Annotated in this window: 14 protein-coding genes; 3 read left to right on the top strand and 11 right to left on the bottom strand. The window is 39.3% G+C overall.

What is annotated here, in order from left to right; translation table 11 throughout:
• Window positions 1-27: 27 nt before the first annotated feature.
• Genes NE473_RS07230 through NE473_RS07205 form a run of 6 tightly spaced genes read right to left on the bottom strand, consistent with a single transcriptional unit; the run spans window position 28 to window position 6,467 of the window.
• The gene (locus NE473_RS07230) at window positions 28-1,359 is read right to left on the bottom strand and encodes an ABC transporter ATP-binding protein (RefSeq protein ID WP_055652413.1); all 1,332 of its coding nucleotides are present in this window, start codon (window positions 1,357-1,359) and stop codon (window positions 28-30) included.
• Window positions 1,360-2,136, bottom strand: coding sequence for an ABC transporter permease (locus NE473_RS07225; RefSeq protein ID WP_055652412.1), 777 nt, complete (start codon window positions 2,134-2,136; stop codon window positions 1,360-1,362).
• 23 nt (window positions 2,137-2,159) lie between these two features.
• The gene (gene wecB / locus NE473_RS07220; RefSeq protein ID WP_055652411.1) at window positions 2,160-3,257 is read right to left on the bottom strand and encodes a non-hydrolyzing UDP-N-acetylglucosamine 2-epimerase; all 1,098 of its coding nucleotides are present in this window, start codon (window positions 3,255-3,257) and stop codon (window positions 2,160-2,162) included.
• Between the two features lies 1 nt (window position 3,258).
• Window positions 3,259-4,344: a glycosyltransferase gene (locus tag NE473_RS07215; protein ID WP_055652410.1), complete on the bottom strand. Its 1,086-nt coding sequence runs from the start codon at window positions 4,342-4,344 to the stop codon at window positions 3,259-3,261.
• A 12-nt stretch (window positions 4,345-4,356) separates the two neighbouring features.
• Window positions 4,357-5,283 (bottom strand): glycosyltransferase family 2 protein, encoded by a 927-nt coding sequence (locus tag NE473_RS07210; protein ID WP_195521631.1) that lies wholly within the window; start codon window positions 5,281-5,283, stop codon window positions 4,357-4,359.
• Window positions 5,284-5,303: 20 nt separating this feature from the next.
• A complete protein-coding gene (locus tag NE473_RS07205; RefSeq protein ID WP_055652408.1) occupies window positions 5,304-6,467 on the bottom strand; it encodes a glycosyltransferase in 1,164 nt (387 codons plus the stop codon).
• Between the two features lie 149 nt (window positions 6,468-6,616).
• On the opposite strand from NE473_RS07205, the gene NE473_RS07200 reads away from it, so the two are divergent.
• Window positions 6,617-7,366 (top strand): glycosyltransferase family 2 protein, encoded by a 750-nt coding sequence (locus tag NE473_RS07200; RefSeq protein WP_055651183.1) that lies wholly within the window; start codon window positions 6,617-6,619, stop codon window positions 7,364-7,366.
• An 813-nt stretch (window positions 7,367-8,179) separates the two neighbouring features.
• Here the strand turns inward: NE473_RS07200 and NE473_RS07195 are convergent.
• The 3 genes from NE473_RS07195 to NE473_RS07185 all read right to left on the bottom strand — a co-directional run bounded on the left by NE473_RS07195 (window position 8,180) and on the right by NE473_RS07185 (window position 10,297).
• Window positions 8,180-8,701 carry a sigma-70 family RNA polymerase sigma factor gene (locus NE473_RS07195; protein ID WP_006773934.1) on the bottom strand — a complete coding sequence of 174 codons (522 nt, stop codon included), beginning with the start codon at window positions 8,699-8,701 and terminating at the stop codon, window positions 8,180-8,182.
• Between the two features lie 7 nt (window positions 8,702-8,708).
• Window positions 8,709-8,873: a hypothetical protein gene (locus tag NE473_RS07190; protein ID WP_022032332.1), complete on the bottom strand. Its 165-nt coding sequence runs from the start codon at window positions 8,871-8,873 to the stop codon at window positions 8,709-8,711.
• 1,148 nt (window positions 8,874-10,021) lie between these two features.
• Complete coding sequence (locus tag NE473_RS07185) at window positions 10,022-10,297, bottom strand: hypothetical protein (RefSeq protein WP_022032334.1); 276 nt, start codon at window positions 10,295-10,297, stop codon at window positions 10,022-10,024.
• A 190-nt stretch (window positions 10,298-10,487) separates the two neighbouring features.
• On the opposite strand from NE473_RS07185, the gene NE473_RS07180 reads away from it, so the two are divergent.
• On the top strand, window positions 10,488-10,637 hold the full coding sequence (locus tag NE473_RS07180) for a hypothetical protein (protein WP_002601597.1): 150 nt from the start codon (window positions 10,488-10,490) through the stop codon (window positions 10,635-10,637).
• A gap of 50 nt (window positions 10,638-10,687) precedes the next feature.
• Here NE473_RS07180 and NE473_RS07175 read toward each other — a convergent pair whose 3' ends face one another.
• Window positions 10,688-11,131, bottom strand: coding sequence for a hypothetical protein (locus tag NE473_RS07175; RefSeq protein WP_022032335.1), 444 nt, complete (start codon window positions 11,129-11,131; stop codon window positions 10,688-10,690).
• Window positions 11,132-11,472: 341 nt separating this feature from the next.
• Window positions 11,473-12,831 carry a PspC-like choline-binding domain-containing protein gene (locus NE473_RS07170; protein WP_055651178.1) on the bottom strand — a complete coding sequence of 453 codons (1,359 nt, stop codon included), beginning with the start codon at window positions 12,829-12,831 and terminating at the stop codon, window positions 11,473-11,475.
• A gap of 139 nt (window positions 12,832-12,970) precedes the next feature.
• Here NE473_RS07170 and NE473_RS07165 point away from each other — a divergent pair, with 139 nt between their 5' ends.
• Window positions 12,971-13,780, top strand: coding sequence for a tyrosine-type recombinase/integrase (locus tag NE473_RS07165; protein WP_022032337.1), 810 nt, complete (start codon window positions 12,971-12,973; stop codon window positions 13,778-13,780).
• Window positions 13,781-13,865: the final 85 nt, after the last annotated feature.

Below are 13,865 nucleotides of genomic sequence, written 5' to 3'. Positions count from 1 at the left end.
ATCATTTCCTCCATTCTCTATATAGTCCTAATGAGCCGCTTTTTCTATTTTTATTCCATCAACTTCCCAGACATGTTTTAGACTTAAGATTCCAAATTCATTAATTACCGGCGATGTAATACGAAACTCAGAAACGCTACAGATTGTGTCATAAGGTGAATAATCGGCATTTTGAGCGCCAATATCCAAATAATATTTTCCCGGCAGCAGAGTATTATTTTCAAGGATAATTCGTGTGATTCCTGTTTCATTTGCAGTTATAACATGGTTGGAATCTAGCAATATGCTGGATCCATAACAATATACACCATCATCTCTGGTAATACCAATTGTAAAATTAGTAGATACCTGTGACTGATGGCTGATATAAGTCATTTCAATAATAATAGTTTCTCCGGTTCTAAAAACTTCAGCAATATCATTACTGGAATTCCTAATAAAAACATTTGTAAACTCAACAACCTTATTTCCTCTTCGTACAGCTTTAGGTCCACAAAATTCAGGAAGCTCCGGTAAACTTTTAACATCTTCTTTCGTTTCTGCTTCAGTTATTGTGACTACTGATTCTTCAGCTTTTTTTCCCTTTTTGGCTATCTTCTCCTCTTCAATCCGATCCAAACGTTTTTCTTCCATTAAGGTTAAATAATGATCGTCGACAAATTTAGGTATACCTTCTTCTCTAATTAATCCATTTTCAATCCAGATACATCGATCACAGATCTGCTCGATCTGCCCCATTGAATGAGATACTATAACTATAGTAGTACCGCTGATCTTGATATCTTTCAGCTTTTCAAAACATTTCGCCTGAAAGCTGACATCTCCTACTGCCAATATTTCATCAATTAATAAAATATCTGCATCAACATTAATTGCTACTGAAAAGGCCAGTCTCATATACATACCAGAAGAGTATGTTCTTACCGGATTATCAATAAACTCTTCTAACTCAGAAAAAGCTATAATATCATCAATTCGTTCATTAATCTCTTTTCTAGTTAGTCCGAAAATCGATGCATTGGTGTAAATATTTTCACGGCCGCTCATATCCGGATGAAAACCTGCGCCTAACTCCAGTAAACTAGATACTCGTCCTTTTACCTCAATGCTTCCTTCTGTGGGATACATGATACGGCTTATTAGTTTCAGTGTAGTACTTTTACCGCAGCCATTCTTTCCGATAAGTCCTACAGCCTCACCTTTTTTAATATTTATGCTAATCCCTTTCAGAACCCAACGTTCTTCATAGTAGTTTCTTTTTCGAAACAGTAGTTTCTCCTTTAAACTAGTTCCTTTATCATAAAATACTTTAAATTTCTTTTTTACATTTTTTACTTCTATTACATTACTCTGTTCCATTTATAACTCCTCCACAAAGTTTCTCTGCAACTTAGAAAATACAGCACTGCCTATTAAAAGCATAAGAAGCCCCAGTATAAACGCATGTAAAAGTGTGGAAATCTGCGGAATGGTTTTATAATATAAAATATCTCTGTATACAATTATGATTGGTGTCATAGGATTCAAATTAAAAATTGGAAGCAATTGTTCTGGTACCAAATCTACAGAATACATGACAGGCGTAAGGTACATCCAAGCCATAGTTACAATTCCCAAAATGTATTCCAGATCTCTAAAATATACTGTTAATGCTGCTGAAAGCAATCCAATTCCTAACGCCAGAATATACTCTACTATCATGACCACCGGAAGATAAAGCAATGCGTTTAAATTGATACCAAAACCAGTTATAATTAGTACACAAAAAATAACGAGAAAGCAAAGAAGCATATTTACAAAGGAACTGGTAACATAAGAGATGGGTAATACTTGCCGTGGAAAATAAATCTTCTTAACCATATCCTGCTGACTTAATATTGAAGTTGCGCCTCCGGTAATAGCAGAGCTGAAAAATATCCAAGGTACCAATGCCACAAATAAAAACAAATAAAATTTATCTATACCCGCTCGCATAATAACGGAAAAAACAACAGTGTATACCATCAATTGCAGTAAGGGATTAATAAAAGTCCATAAAAAGCCTAAGACTGAACCTTTATAGCGACCTCTCAAATCTTTTCGAACTAAACTAACTATCATTTCACGGTATGCATATAGTTCATTTAACAGCTTCACTTTTGCCTCCATTTATGAGTAATTTACAAATGACTTTCTAAAATATCTGCAATTCTTTTACATGCAAATCCATCCCCATAAGGATTGCTTGCATGACTCATTTTTTCATATTCTATATTGTTATTTAATAATAAGTTGAATTCCTTATATATCGTATCTTCACTAGTTCCAACCAGTTTTAAGGTTCCTGCTGTGATACCTTCTGGTCGTTCTGTTGTATCTCGCATGACAAGGACAGGCTTACCAAGAGAAGGGGCCTCTTCCTGAATTCCACCACTATCTGTCAGTATTAGATAGGATCGTGATAAGAAATTGTGAAAATCCAGAACATCCAAAGGCTCAATAATATGAATTCGTTCATCGCCCCCCAAAATCTCCATTGCTGCCTGACGTACTGCTGGGTTCATATGGATTGGATAAATAACCTTAATATCTGAATTCTCATCTACTATCCGCTTAATTGCCCGGAACATATGATGAAGCGGCTGGCCTAAATTCTCTCTTCGATGTGCTGTAAGCATAATCAGCCGGCTTCCCTCTGCCCAGTCCAGTTCAGGATGAGTATACTTCTCGTGTACTGTCGTTTTCAGCGCGTCAATAGCAGTGTTACCAGTGACAAAAATATTAGCTTCTACCTTACCTTCTTTCAATAAGTTTTGCCTAGATTTTTCTGTAGGAGCGAAGTTAAACTGAGATACGATTCCGGTAGCTTGGCGATTAAACTCTTCGGGATAGGGGGAGTAAATATTATACGTTCGAAGCCCGGCTTCTACGTGTCCTACAGGAATCTGAAGATAGAAAGCTGCCAGGGCAGTTGCAAAAGTAGTAGTGGTATCTCCATGGACTAGCACCACATCCGGTCCTTCTTTCTCCAGAATAGGTTTGATTTTTTCAAGTATAGAAATCGTTACATCGAACAACGTTTGGCGATCTTTCATAATTGCCAAATCATAATCAGGATTAACTTTGAATGCCTCCAGAACCTGGTCAAGCATCTGACGATGCTGACCGGTTACACATACAATTGTTTCCACAGACGCTCTTTTTTTTAGTTCATTTACTAAAGGACACATCTTAATTGCTTCCGGGCGAGTTCCAAAAACTAACATAACTTTTTTCATTTTAAGACTCCTTAACTTCGTTTATTATTTGTTCTATTTGTTCTACTCTGGTGATCCAGCTGTTCTGTTCCAGAAAATTTTTATATTCTACTTCAGACTTAAACGGAACGTTCAGTTTTTTATGAGACATAGAGACCATTTCATCATAAGTATCGTATATGTATATTAGTTTTTTAAATTCTTGTATCTCGTTGCTATTTACAGCAAGTACCGGTTTATTATAGGCAAGGTACTCATATATTTTCACAGGATTAATTGTATCTAACAGTTCTGTTTGTTTAAAAGGATAAAGACAGACATCAAAAGAACAAATCCAGTCAGGCACCTCTTCCTTAGGCACTGTACCTGTATATTTTATATTTGGCATCTTGCATTTGGAAATATCACATGGTCCAACCAGAATTATGTCGCAATCGGGGTTCGCAACAGCCAATCTTTTTACGGCCTCAGTATCAAACCAATGACTAATTTTTCCTATATAACCAAATACTTTTCTACTGGTACGGTATACTTGTTGTGCATGCATTGGCTGCAGATATTGAAAACCATTTGGTACAAGGTACACATTAGAATATGCCTGCATTCGATCAAGAAATTGCCGGGCTGTTACAAAAATTAGATTACATTTTTTTAGTAATTGTTTTTCACAATTAGTAAGATATTTCCTTATGATACTATCAGAAGATAATTTAACATTATCATCCATCTTGTCATATACAAGCATCTTAGACACATCTAAAGGTAATAGTCTTTGCCATACCTCATAACCAATCCAGATCATATCACATGTTTTCAGAAGATTAGAAAGTTGTCTTCTTTCGAATATTGTATTTATACGTAGTGGATCCATAAACTGCATACGAAGTGGAAGCGAAAATCGCCCATCCAGTTTCAGTATATGCAGTGTAGGAGATATATCATAGCTGTCTGTATAACAACTAAGTGCTCTATTTTTAAGAGTGCCAATATAACTAATGGTTGGCTCTATATACCATACATCATGTCGTTTTGATAATGCCTCTGCAATTTCTTGGGGGCGTTGCTTTAAATCATGAAATGCCAACGGGGAAAAATAAAGTATCTTCATTTAAACTCTCTCTTATAATTTGCCAATTAAAATAATAAACTTTAGTATAATATTATCTAGTACTTTCTGACGGTATAACTTTGAGGTTAGTGTAAGCTTTATGCGGTATAAGAATTTTTGACGCGATTTAAGTAAATCCTTAATAAGCTTCATGTTTTCTATCGATATCTTAGGAAGATCGATATCTTGGTTATTGGAAGACAAATCATTATTTCCAAACACTGTTAAAAAATTAGACGCTTGATAGTAAATTTCACCTCTAGGCTTAAATAACTGCTGAAGTCTATAACGGAATAAATTGTTTTTGTTTATCATTGCACCAGAAGTATTGCTTCCATGTTGACGGTAAAGTATATAGCTTTCGTTATCATAATACACCTCGCCAAAACATGTAGCTGTTAGATAAAACCACCAATCATGCATAATTGTAAACTCTGGTATTCTTACACGCATAATATCTAATAATTTCTTATTCATTACAGCAGTACAACCAGTACACATGTCCTGTACTAACGCATTTCCAAAACTTGTTTTTTTCATTACTCGACTAACAGTAACTTTTATTGGCTGTAATTCTTCATCTACAATTACCTTGTCACTGCAATATAATACAGGTATACTTTTTGAATAGTCTTTTAATATAGAAACAGCCCTGCTAATTTTCCCAGGCAACCATTTATCATCCTGATCAGCAAAGGCGTAATAGTCTCTTTCTAAATTTGCTTTCAAAATTAAATCAAAAAAGCTTCTCTGTACCCCTATATTTTTCCCAGAGTACCAGGTAATGCTAGAATACTTTTTTGCATATGCACTCAGAATCTCACGCGTCGAATCGGTAGAACCGTCATCACGGATAAGGAGGTCTATCTCTTCGTAATCCTGAGCTAAAATACTGTCTAATTGAGTTTTAATATATTTTTCGCCATTATAAGTGGACATTAATACTTGGACCTTCATTTTTAATTAACCAGATACAAACGCTGCAGTTTTTTCGCCTGTTGCTGAAGCGTTATGCCTTTTTTATTCATTTTTTGAATTGCGTTATCAGAAACTATACTACGCGATAAAAGATCATTATCAAAAGTTTTAATTTTTTTTAAAGCACCATTAACCCAGGAAAACTTTGCATTTTTTAATGGCAGATACATTACATTTCCTAACGAAGACTCCTTCGGAACGTAATTAGAGACCATACACTGAATTCCAGCTGTCTGCGCTTCAAAGAGTACAATTCCAAGTCCTTCAAATCTTGATGGAAGTAGAAATAGATCTATTATTTGCAATAAATCTGCGACATCATCCCTTTGTCCTAAATAAACAACATTTTTTTCAACATTTTTTTCAACAACCATATATTTTATCTTGGATTCCAGCGATCCCTGTCCTACCAATAGTAATATGCTTTCCGGCCTCCGCTTCTTCACCTCAGCAAACACTTCAATCAAAAACTCATGATTCTTCTGCCTCTCAAATCTCCCCACATGCCCAATCACAAACTTCCCATCCAGCCCCATCTCTTTCCTGAGCCGTTCCCTCACCTCAGGCCGGAACCGGAACTTCTCACAATCTATCGCGTTGTGCATGATAAAAACCTTCCCGGCTTTCAGCATTTTCTCGCCATACAAGAACTTTCCTGCCGCTTCTGAACATGCAAATCGCTCTACTTTCATAAAACGAATCGGCAGACACAATATCTGATTTCTCACTGCATTAAGCGTCTTATCCGAGTATTTCGTAGCATGGCAGTGAACAATAAACTTTTCCAATCCATATCTTTTAGCTATAGGACTTAGCAAAAATGTCAAATACACTTCATGGTTATGCAGCCAGGTATATTCTCCGGCATGTAACCGAAAAAATGAATTCAGCTGCTTTATGGACTGAAAAGAACTTCCTGGCTTGTCAATGCAGTAGATTTTTCCGCCTAATTCCCGGATTTCTTCCATATAAGAATCCTCACAGGCAATAAAGTGCAAAAAATCAAACTGGACTTTATCTCGTTCTATATGCCTATAGTAATTCATAATCACACTCATAACACCGCTTCCGCGGCTCAGAGTGGAGACAAAATGCAGAACCCGAATACAGTCTGTCTGGGCGCCTTCTTGCGTGTTATCAGCCATTTAAAGCCCTTTCCGTGGGTACTTCCCATAATCGCGCTTATAGGAATCTCCCACCCATTCCTTCATAAATTCTCCACAAAAATTTAAGTTGAGCCCATCCCCTCCAGGATGATATAATTTAACATGAATAAATATAGAAAGGTATTAACATGGAAAAGCCAGTTGTTTCAGTAATTATGCCTGCTTATAATTGTGAAAAGTTCATAGCAAAGGCGATCGAGTCAGTTCTTGCACAGAATGTTTCGTTAGAATTAATTATTCTTAATGATTGTGCGACGGACGGGACGGAAAGAGTGATACAACAATATCTTTCTGATCAGCGGATCCGTTATGTTAAAAATGATAGAAATATGGGGGTAGCCAGGACGAGAAATGAGGGGGTACGCATGGCAATGGGAGAGTACGTGGCATTTCTGGATTCTGATGACTGGTGGGAGAGGGAGAAATTAAGCAAACAGTTGGCTCTGATAAAAAGAGAGAAGAAAGTCCTCTGTTCAACGGGACGGGAATTGGTTGACATAAATGGAAACCTTACTGGAAGAGAAATTCCCGTGAGGGAGACGATCACATATGGTATGATGCTAAAACAGAATTGGATTAATTGTTCTTCTGTATTATTGAAACGGGAGGTGGCAGAGGAATTTCCAATGGAGCACGAAGACAGCCATGAGGACTATATAACCTGGCTGAAAATATTGCAAAAATATCAATATGCCTGTGCGATCAATGAGCCATTGCTGAAGTATCGCTTAAGCAGTCAGGGAAAGTCGGGGAGCAAATTCAAATCTGCGAAAATGACTTTTAAGGTATACCGGTATATGGGATTTTCGTGGTGGAAGTCCATAGGCTGTTTTATTTGTTACGCCTGGAATGGTGTAAGGAAATATGTAAGAAAATAAATGAAAGGATGCCTTTACTTTTTTGGCAAAAATTTCGATGACATACTGCAGAGTATGGAAGAAGGATAAGTTTATATGGTGGAAGACTCGGCCATCTTCGGCTGCTATGATGATACTGCGTAAGATAAACCTATTGACGGATATGTATGGCTGCGCGGGGCTGAAGTATGGCTGCTATTGACAAGGTAGTTGCTTTAATTATGAAGCTGGAACCAGAAGAATTCTGGAGACTGGAATCAGAGGCATACGACATATAAATGCAGGCATAAGGAATCCATTTGTGCTTCACTGCAGTCATGTGTTCCATATAGAATTCGGATTGAGGGTTCGTGCTTTTTAACTGATTAAGTATTTCGAATATGGTATTGTATTGTTTCAAATCTGTGCAGCTATCAAGTACAGTGAAGAAGGTTTTTATGGCTTCTGCCTTGCTGGATTTGACTTTGCGGAGCGCGTTATCGCCAAAGCCAATAGTAAACTTGGGATTCACCATAATTATTCAGATGGGCATAGAAGGGCTTAATTAATACTTATAAGCCTCTTATAAGCCTCTTATAAGCCGTACTGTCACATCAACAGCTAAGGTAGGCTGAAAACAGACCTTGCCAGCCGCGTCGCCATGAATACGTGAGAGGCATCTGATGCTATGTTTGCGTCTCTTTTTATGACAAGAGTGCCAGCGGCCAGGTCTGTTTTAATAAACCTGTGAGCGAGAATCTGACATTGTACATTGTTTTTTCTTCGGCGTGGTTTTGCCTTCGTATGAACAACCGGTAAATGGTGAACTCGACATGCTGATGGGTTACAGTATTATCACAATAATAAAAATTTATGTTGGAAGAATAATCTTAGTTTTTTAATAACTTTTTTATGGCGATACTGCAGCGTAGTAAATGGAACTCCTGTACTCTGTGCTATGCTGCGCAGCGACTCTTCCTGGCAGTAAATGAGTGCCAGCAGTTCTTTGTCTTCGTTATTTAGTGTGTTTAATGCCTGTTTTAACACATTTATCAGGAGGTCGCGTTCAGCCTGATGTTCTACAGGATTTCGGTCTTCGTCTGCAAATAGTTCACTTCCGTTTAAACCTTCTCCATCCAGAGCATCGTAGGAGAAGACGCCATTCCGAATATCCCCTTCCCTGAAATAACGTTCCTTTCGCTCTCCATGCTGCCAAATTTTATAGATTTCTTCACTGACAGGAATATTTTGCTGTTCGATTCGGATGTAATAGTTTATGATGATCCCCTTCTTTCTTATTTGTGTAAATAAAACAGGAGAAAACGAGTCCGGCACTGGGGCCTTTTCGTTTTCTCCTGCTATTTGGTAATGAATCATTCCTTTGCTAGGTAGTTTTTTCTGTAGTTGATTTCAGAGTAGCCGGTTCGATTAAATGGATGTGCTGTACTTTCTTACAGCGCGGGCACTTGATCTCAATGGTTCCGGCGATCGGCGGTTTTATGTCAAACAGGCGTTGATGGCATACCGGACAATAGATTATATGATTCATAAGTCTCCCTCCTTAATATCGAACATATGTTCTGATTCTAAAATATCAAACTTTTTGGATTATGTCAATAACAGAATAAAAAAACTAAACCAAAATGAAAACAATATTGGAAGGCAGATGAAAACATTTATGATCTATAGTAACAATGTTGAACGTGACACTATGATGCAGGAGGAGATTGATAATGAACACCTGATTTGTATCAGTGGCGTGGCTCCTGTGAAGCCGGCTAAGTACAACGTTCTGGAAATATAGGAAGGAGGGCTTCACGTCAGCCGCACGGGAGTATTTTATTATCATCTTAAAAATATCTGAATAAAAAGTAAATTGCAAGGAACTGACGGACATTCATATGTATGCTATATACGGACAAAATTGAATGAAAAATACAAACAATTGCACACCGCGTGAAGTTTAGAAACGTGAGTAAAAGATAGAAAATGATAGTCAAAATAATAGTTAGAATAGTAGTTAGAATAATAGTCAGAACAATAGTCATTTCAGTCGTTTTACTGATTACCAGATTGGACGTATCTGACGGATAATCATTGCTACAAAAACAGATGGCAGCTGCCTTAGAAAATTTATATGAGTATTTTTCGATCATGCTGTGGAAAGGCTGCATGTTGAGGGCAGGAGACGGGGACAGTAATGAATACAACAATATTTTTTTGTGTTCTATTACCGTACAGACCATATAAAATAAGAAAATAATTGATATTCAATGAAAAATAAGCAGAGAAGCAGTGGAACAGGTGTGGAGGCAGGAGGGAGAGCTATTTTGGAAATATAATGTATACATGTTGAAACAAAATATAGGAATCTTAATTGACGATCTAATTTGAGTCAGTTACAGAGCAGATGGGCGGCCGAGTTAGAAGGCCTCTTTTTTGATTCCCAGGGGTGTCCTCTGCTGGAGGACAAATGCTTGGGATAAATATAGCTTTAAATGCATCAAAAATAATTTCAGGAATTCGATCAGAAAATACATCGGAAACGATATCAGGAATTCGATCAGAAAATGCTCAGAAACTTTATCAGGAGATGTATCAGAACGTATACTTAGAAACCATATCAGAAAGTCAATCAGAAACCATATTACCATCTACATCAATTAATCTGCCCAAAACCACATCATACCTCCCTCTCTACCACTCTCCCCCTTCCCCATCAATCACAATCTCATCAAAATACCCACACGCCCCCAGCACCCAAAGCGCCTCTTTGATCACCCGTTCATCTCCGGCGGCGTGGAGTATGATTCGTTTGTTCTCAAACCGGTTTTCCAGAATGTTTTTTAAGGCACCGGGGCGGTAGGAGGCTCTTGGAATCATTCCATAGCAGGCCTGCTGTATATTTTTTGCAGGAGGATTTGGATCGATCCGGATAATTTTGTCGAAATCGTAAATGATATCATTTTTCATATATGTGGTACTTCCTTTCGGAGAAAATGGATACATATGGTACTGCTGATTTTTTTTGACTTAACCGGGTGTTTCCGGACTTTTTGCAGGGGGGCCGTTTTGTCGAATATTGCGATTTGTTTTGCTTTTCAAACGGCCGGAAACGTCTTATAGTGGTTACAAGAAAAGCAAAAAAAGGAGGGTTTTCCACATGACTGATACTGAAAAGATGAGGTTCATGGAAATGGAGAATATGAGGTTAATGGAAGAAAATGTTAAGCTGCGCAGGGTGATATCGAAATTGAATCAGACGCTTAACAGACTGATCGAACATTACATAAGTTCTGACAGGATTGCGTGACAGAGGGTAAGGGGAGTGCCCCGCACTCCCAATAATACTCACTCTTATCACTATTCCGGATTTTCGGATTTACCGGTGCCGTCGGTGGAGTTTTCATCAACTGATGGAAGAGATGACTTGCCGGCTGGTTCTATTCCTTTGTTTTTACGCACCAGATCCCAGATTGTCTGATGCATCCATTCAACGGTTTCGTTCAGCTTTTTATTTTCGGCTTCCAGTTCGACGATGCGATCGCTCATGCGGGCGATGAACTCCCGGTTATTATAAGCCTTGTGCGGCGCCATCAGGCGCTTGACATAAGGAGAAGAAGCAGAAATAATCTGTTTCGACAGTAAATCGTCCCGCTCTTCACAGCTTAAATCCATAAAGTCCTGAAAACTGATGGACAAGGGTACCATGTCCACGGAGCATTTGGGACATACCGCATTTTTAGGAAGCTGGTAATATCCATAATACCCGCATTTCGAACAATAGTACACGGATAGCTCTCTCATAGCGTCCTCCTTTTTTGCTTTTCCTGTCAAAATGGCAGTACTCTTCTATATTTATAACGCAAAATAAATGAAATTGTAACGCGAAATATCGTCTTTTTGTAAAAAAACGCGAAATTTTATGATTTGTTAACACGATTGCTCTAAATACAGAGCAAAATATGCAATCATTCTATTTTAGGCTCTAAAGGCAGGCAGTGAGTATCTTAAAAACGAAACCGCCAAAAGTTTCCATAAGACCGGTACCATAAAAACAGGCTGCCATAGAAGGCAGCCTGCCGGTTTGAACGGATGAAACTTTTATTACTCTTTCTTGTTACTTTCTATATCTAACCCTCTGTATCTTACTGAATGATACCATTTACGTCAACAACCCAGGTCTTGCCGTTGGAATCTTTATAATCCTTAAAGCCATTTCCAAGCTCCGGTTTTGCTGCGGATTTAGAGGAAGAGGACGCTTTCTGGATGGAACCGCTTGTGTTCACCAGATACTGGTTTCCGTCGTAAGTCATCGGAGCCAGTCTTAAATCAGAGTCTGCATCTTTTCTTAAACCATACTCGTACAGTGTATTGTCACGAATACCGTGGAAGCCCTGGCCCTTTCTGGAACCGTCGGTATAGAAGAACCATGTCTGATTCTCATCTAAATCTTCATTGTAAATAACCTGCTTGCCGGTTCTCATAACGCCGTCCTCTGCGAAGTAGAAGTTGGCAACTTCTCCGCCTTCCAGATTGACAACCTTTAAACCTGTCTGCATTTCACCTTTTGTATTAAACGCGTATTTTTTAGACTCTACAGTAAATAACTGAAGTCCGCTTTCTGCATGGTATGGCTTTCCGTTCTTGAAGTAGAAGTTATAGAGCTCGCCTTCCTGGCTGATGCCTTCGACGCCCTCGATGGTTCTCCATCCGGTTACGCGTTTTCCATTTTCCGGCTCATAGTACTGATATCCGGCCACGGTTGCTGCTGTATTCTCGGTGGCGTCGGAAGGTGTTGCATTTTCCTCCTGCTCGCTGACTGGAAGTTTGAACCAGCCAGTCTGCATCACGCCGTCTACGAAGGTATAGTAGTCGCCGCTGATCTTTTTATCAACCTGATTTTCTACCATTTTTCCGTTTGTGTCAAAATAGTACCAGGAATGGGTCATTTCAGGATCGTCGCTCTCATTTTCCAGCTGAATCCAGCCAGTCTTCATCACGCCATCATTTGCCTCGCCCAGGTAGTAGGTCGCATCATCGATTTCTACCTTTCCTGTCATCATCTGTCCGTCTTCGTTGAAATAATACCAGCTTTCGCTGATCTTCTGCCATCTGGAGATCACGGCCTTGCCGTTCTTTCCATAATAGTACCAATGGTACTCGGCAGCGTCAGGGGAGTCCCATGCGTCTTCATTTTCAATGGAGATCCACTGGTCCATAACCCGTTTGCCGGTTTCATCAACGTAATATTCATCAATCTGTGCATTTGTGGCGATTTCGCCTTCTTCGTTTAAGTAATACCAGTCTTCGCCGCGCTTCTTCCAGGTGTCTGTTAAGAAGTAATCGTCCTCTTCATAATATTTGAAGGAACCGTTTTCCTCTACCCAGCCGATTGTTTTCGCGTATGCAGTGGAAGAACCTGCGGTTAAGCCCATCTCTGGAGCTGCTACAGTCATTACTGCCGCAGCGGATAATACAGCCATCATTTTTAAATTCTTTTTCATAAAAAATTTCTCTCCTTTTTTCTCGCTTTGATTTGTCGTGGCCGAAAATCCATAGTTGCATTACTCTGCGATTATAACGTACGCTAGGTGGGTAGCGAAAGTGTGGGTTGATGGCAGATATGGAAGGAGATAACAGAACATGGAGATGGATGTAGAATTTGAGGGGTTCCTCCGCAGAAGCAATCTGGCCGACAATACGATAAAAGCCTATCTATATGCGGTTAAACAGTATTGCAGCCGGTATGAAAAAGTGACGAAAAGCAATCTCCAAAAATACAAGCTGTTCCTGCTTGAAAACTACAAACCGAAAACCGTGAATCTGCGGATAAGGGCAGTAAACTGTTATCTGGAAGCAATCGGCAAGGAAAAACTGGCACTGTCTTCTGTCAAGGTACAACAGAAGACGTATCTGGAAAATGTAATCAGTGACGCAGATTATATGTATTTTAAGGAGTGCTTGAGAAGAGATGGGGAATGGTTCTGGTATTTTGTTATCCGTTTCATGGCCGCCACAGGAGCCAGGGTGAGCGAACTGGTTCAGATTAAGGCGGAGCATGTGCAGACGGGCTACTTAGATCTCTACTCGAAAGGCGGAAAAATTCGGCGGATCTACATACCGAGCGCCCTGCGGGAAGAGGCTATGCAGTGGATTAAATACCGTGGAATCGAGAGCGGTTTTCTGTTCTTGAACCGTTCGGGAGACCGCATTACCACCAGGGGAATCGCCGGTCAGCTGAAGAAATTCGCTGTCCGCTACGGGATACCCGTGGAAGTGGTCTATCCCCATTCCTTCCGCCACCGGTTCGCGAAGAATTTCCTGGAGAAATTCTCAGACATCGCGCTTCTGGCCGATTTAATGGGGCATGAAAGCATCGAGACAACGAGGATTTACTTGAGAAGGACCAGCTCCGAACAGCAGCAGATTGTCGACCAGGTAGTAGACTGGTAAGAAAAGGGGGTAAAAAGTAAGAAAAACTTCAATATGCATTTTATAAGGGGTGTGGTATACTATGAGTACTTAGCGAGGTATTATC

It is taken from the genome of Hungatella sp. SL.1.14, assembly GCF_024460495.1.
Classification (GTDB): Bacteria; Bacillota; Clostridia; order Lachnospirales; family Lachnospiraceae; genus Hungatella; species Hungatella hathewayi.
This window is presented reverse-complemented; position numbering and strand designations above follow the sequence as displayed.

Coding starts and splice junctions, on each gene's coding strand:
- NE473_RS07190 (WP_022032332.1), bottom strand. CDS start 8,873: ATGAATCATATAATCTATTGTCCGGTATGCCATCAACGCCTGTTTGAC.
- NE473_RS07175 (WP_022032335.1), bottom strand. CDS start 11,131: ATGAGAGAGCTATCCGTGTACTATTGTTCGAAATGCGGGTATTATGGA.
- NE473_RS07210 (WP_195521631.1), bottom strand. CDS start 5,283: ATGTCCACTTATAATGGCGAAAAATATATTAAAACTCAATTAGACAGT.
- NE473_RS07230 (WP_055652413.1), bottom strand. CDS start 1,359: ATGGAACAGAGTAATGTAATAGAAGTAAAAAATGTAAAAAAGAAATTT.
- NE473_RS07215 (WP_055652410.1), bottom strand. CDS start 4,344: ATGAAGATACTTTATTTTTCCCCGTTGGCATTTCATGATTTAAAGCAA.
- NE473_RS07200 (WP_055651183.1), top strand. CDS start 6,617: ATGGAAAAGCCAGTTGTTTCAGTAATTATGCCTGCTTATAATTGTGAA.
- NE473_RS07185 (WP_022032334.1), bottom strand. CDS start 10,297: ATGAAAAATGATATCATTTACGATTTCGACAAAATTATCCGGATCGAT.
- wecB (WP_055652411.1), bottom strand. CDS start 3,257: ATGAAAAAAGTTATGTTAGTTTTTGGAACTCGCCCGGAAGCAATTAAG.
- NE473_RS07165 (WP_022032337.1), top strand. CDS start 12,971: ATGGAGATGGATGTAGAATTTGAGGGGTTCCTCCGCAGAAGCAATCTG.
- NE473_RS07180 (WP_002601597.1), top strand. CDS start 10,488: ATGACTGATACTGAAAAGATGAGGTTCATGGAAATGGAGAATATGAGG.
- NE473_RS07170 (WP_055651178.1), bottom strand. CDS start 12,831: ATGAAAAAGAATTTAAAAATGATGGCTGTATTATCCGCTGCGGCAGTA.
- NE473_RS07195 (WP_006773934.1), bottom strand. CDS start 8,701: ATGATTCATTACCAAATAGCAGGAGAAAACGAAAAGGCCCCAGTGCCG.
- NE473_RS07205 (WP_055652408.1), bottom strand. CDS start 6,467: ATGGCTGATAACACGCAAGAAGGCGCCCAGACAGACTGTATTCGGGTT.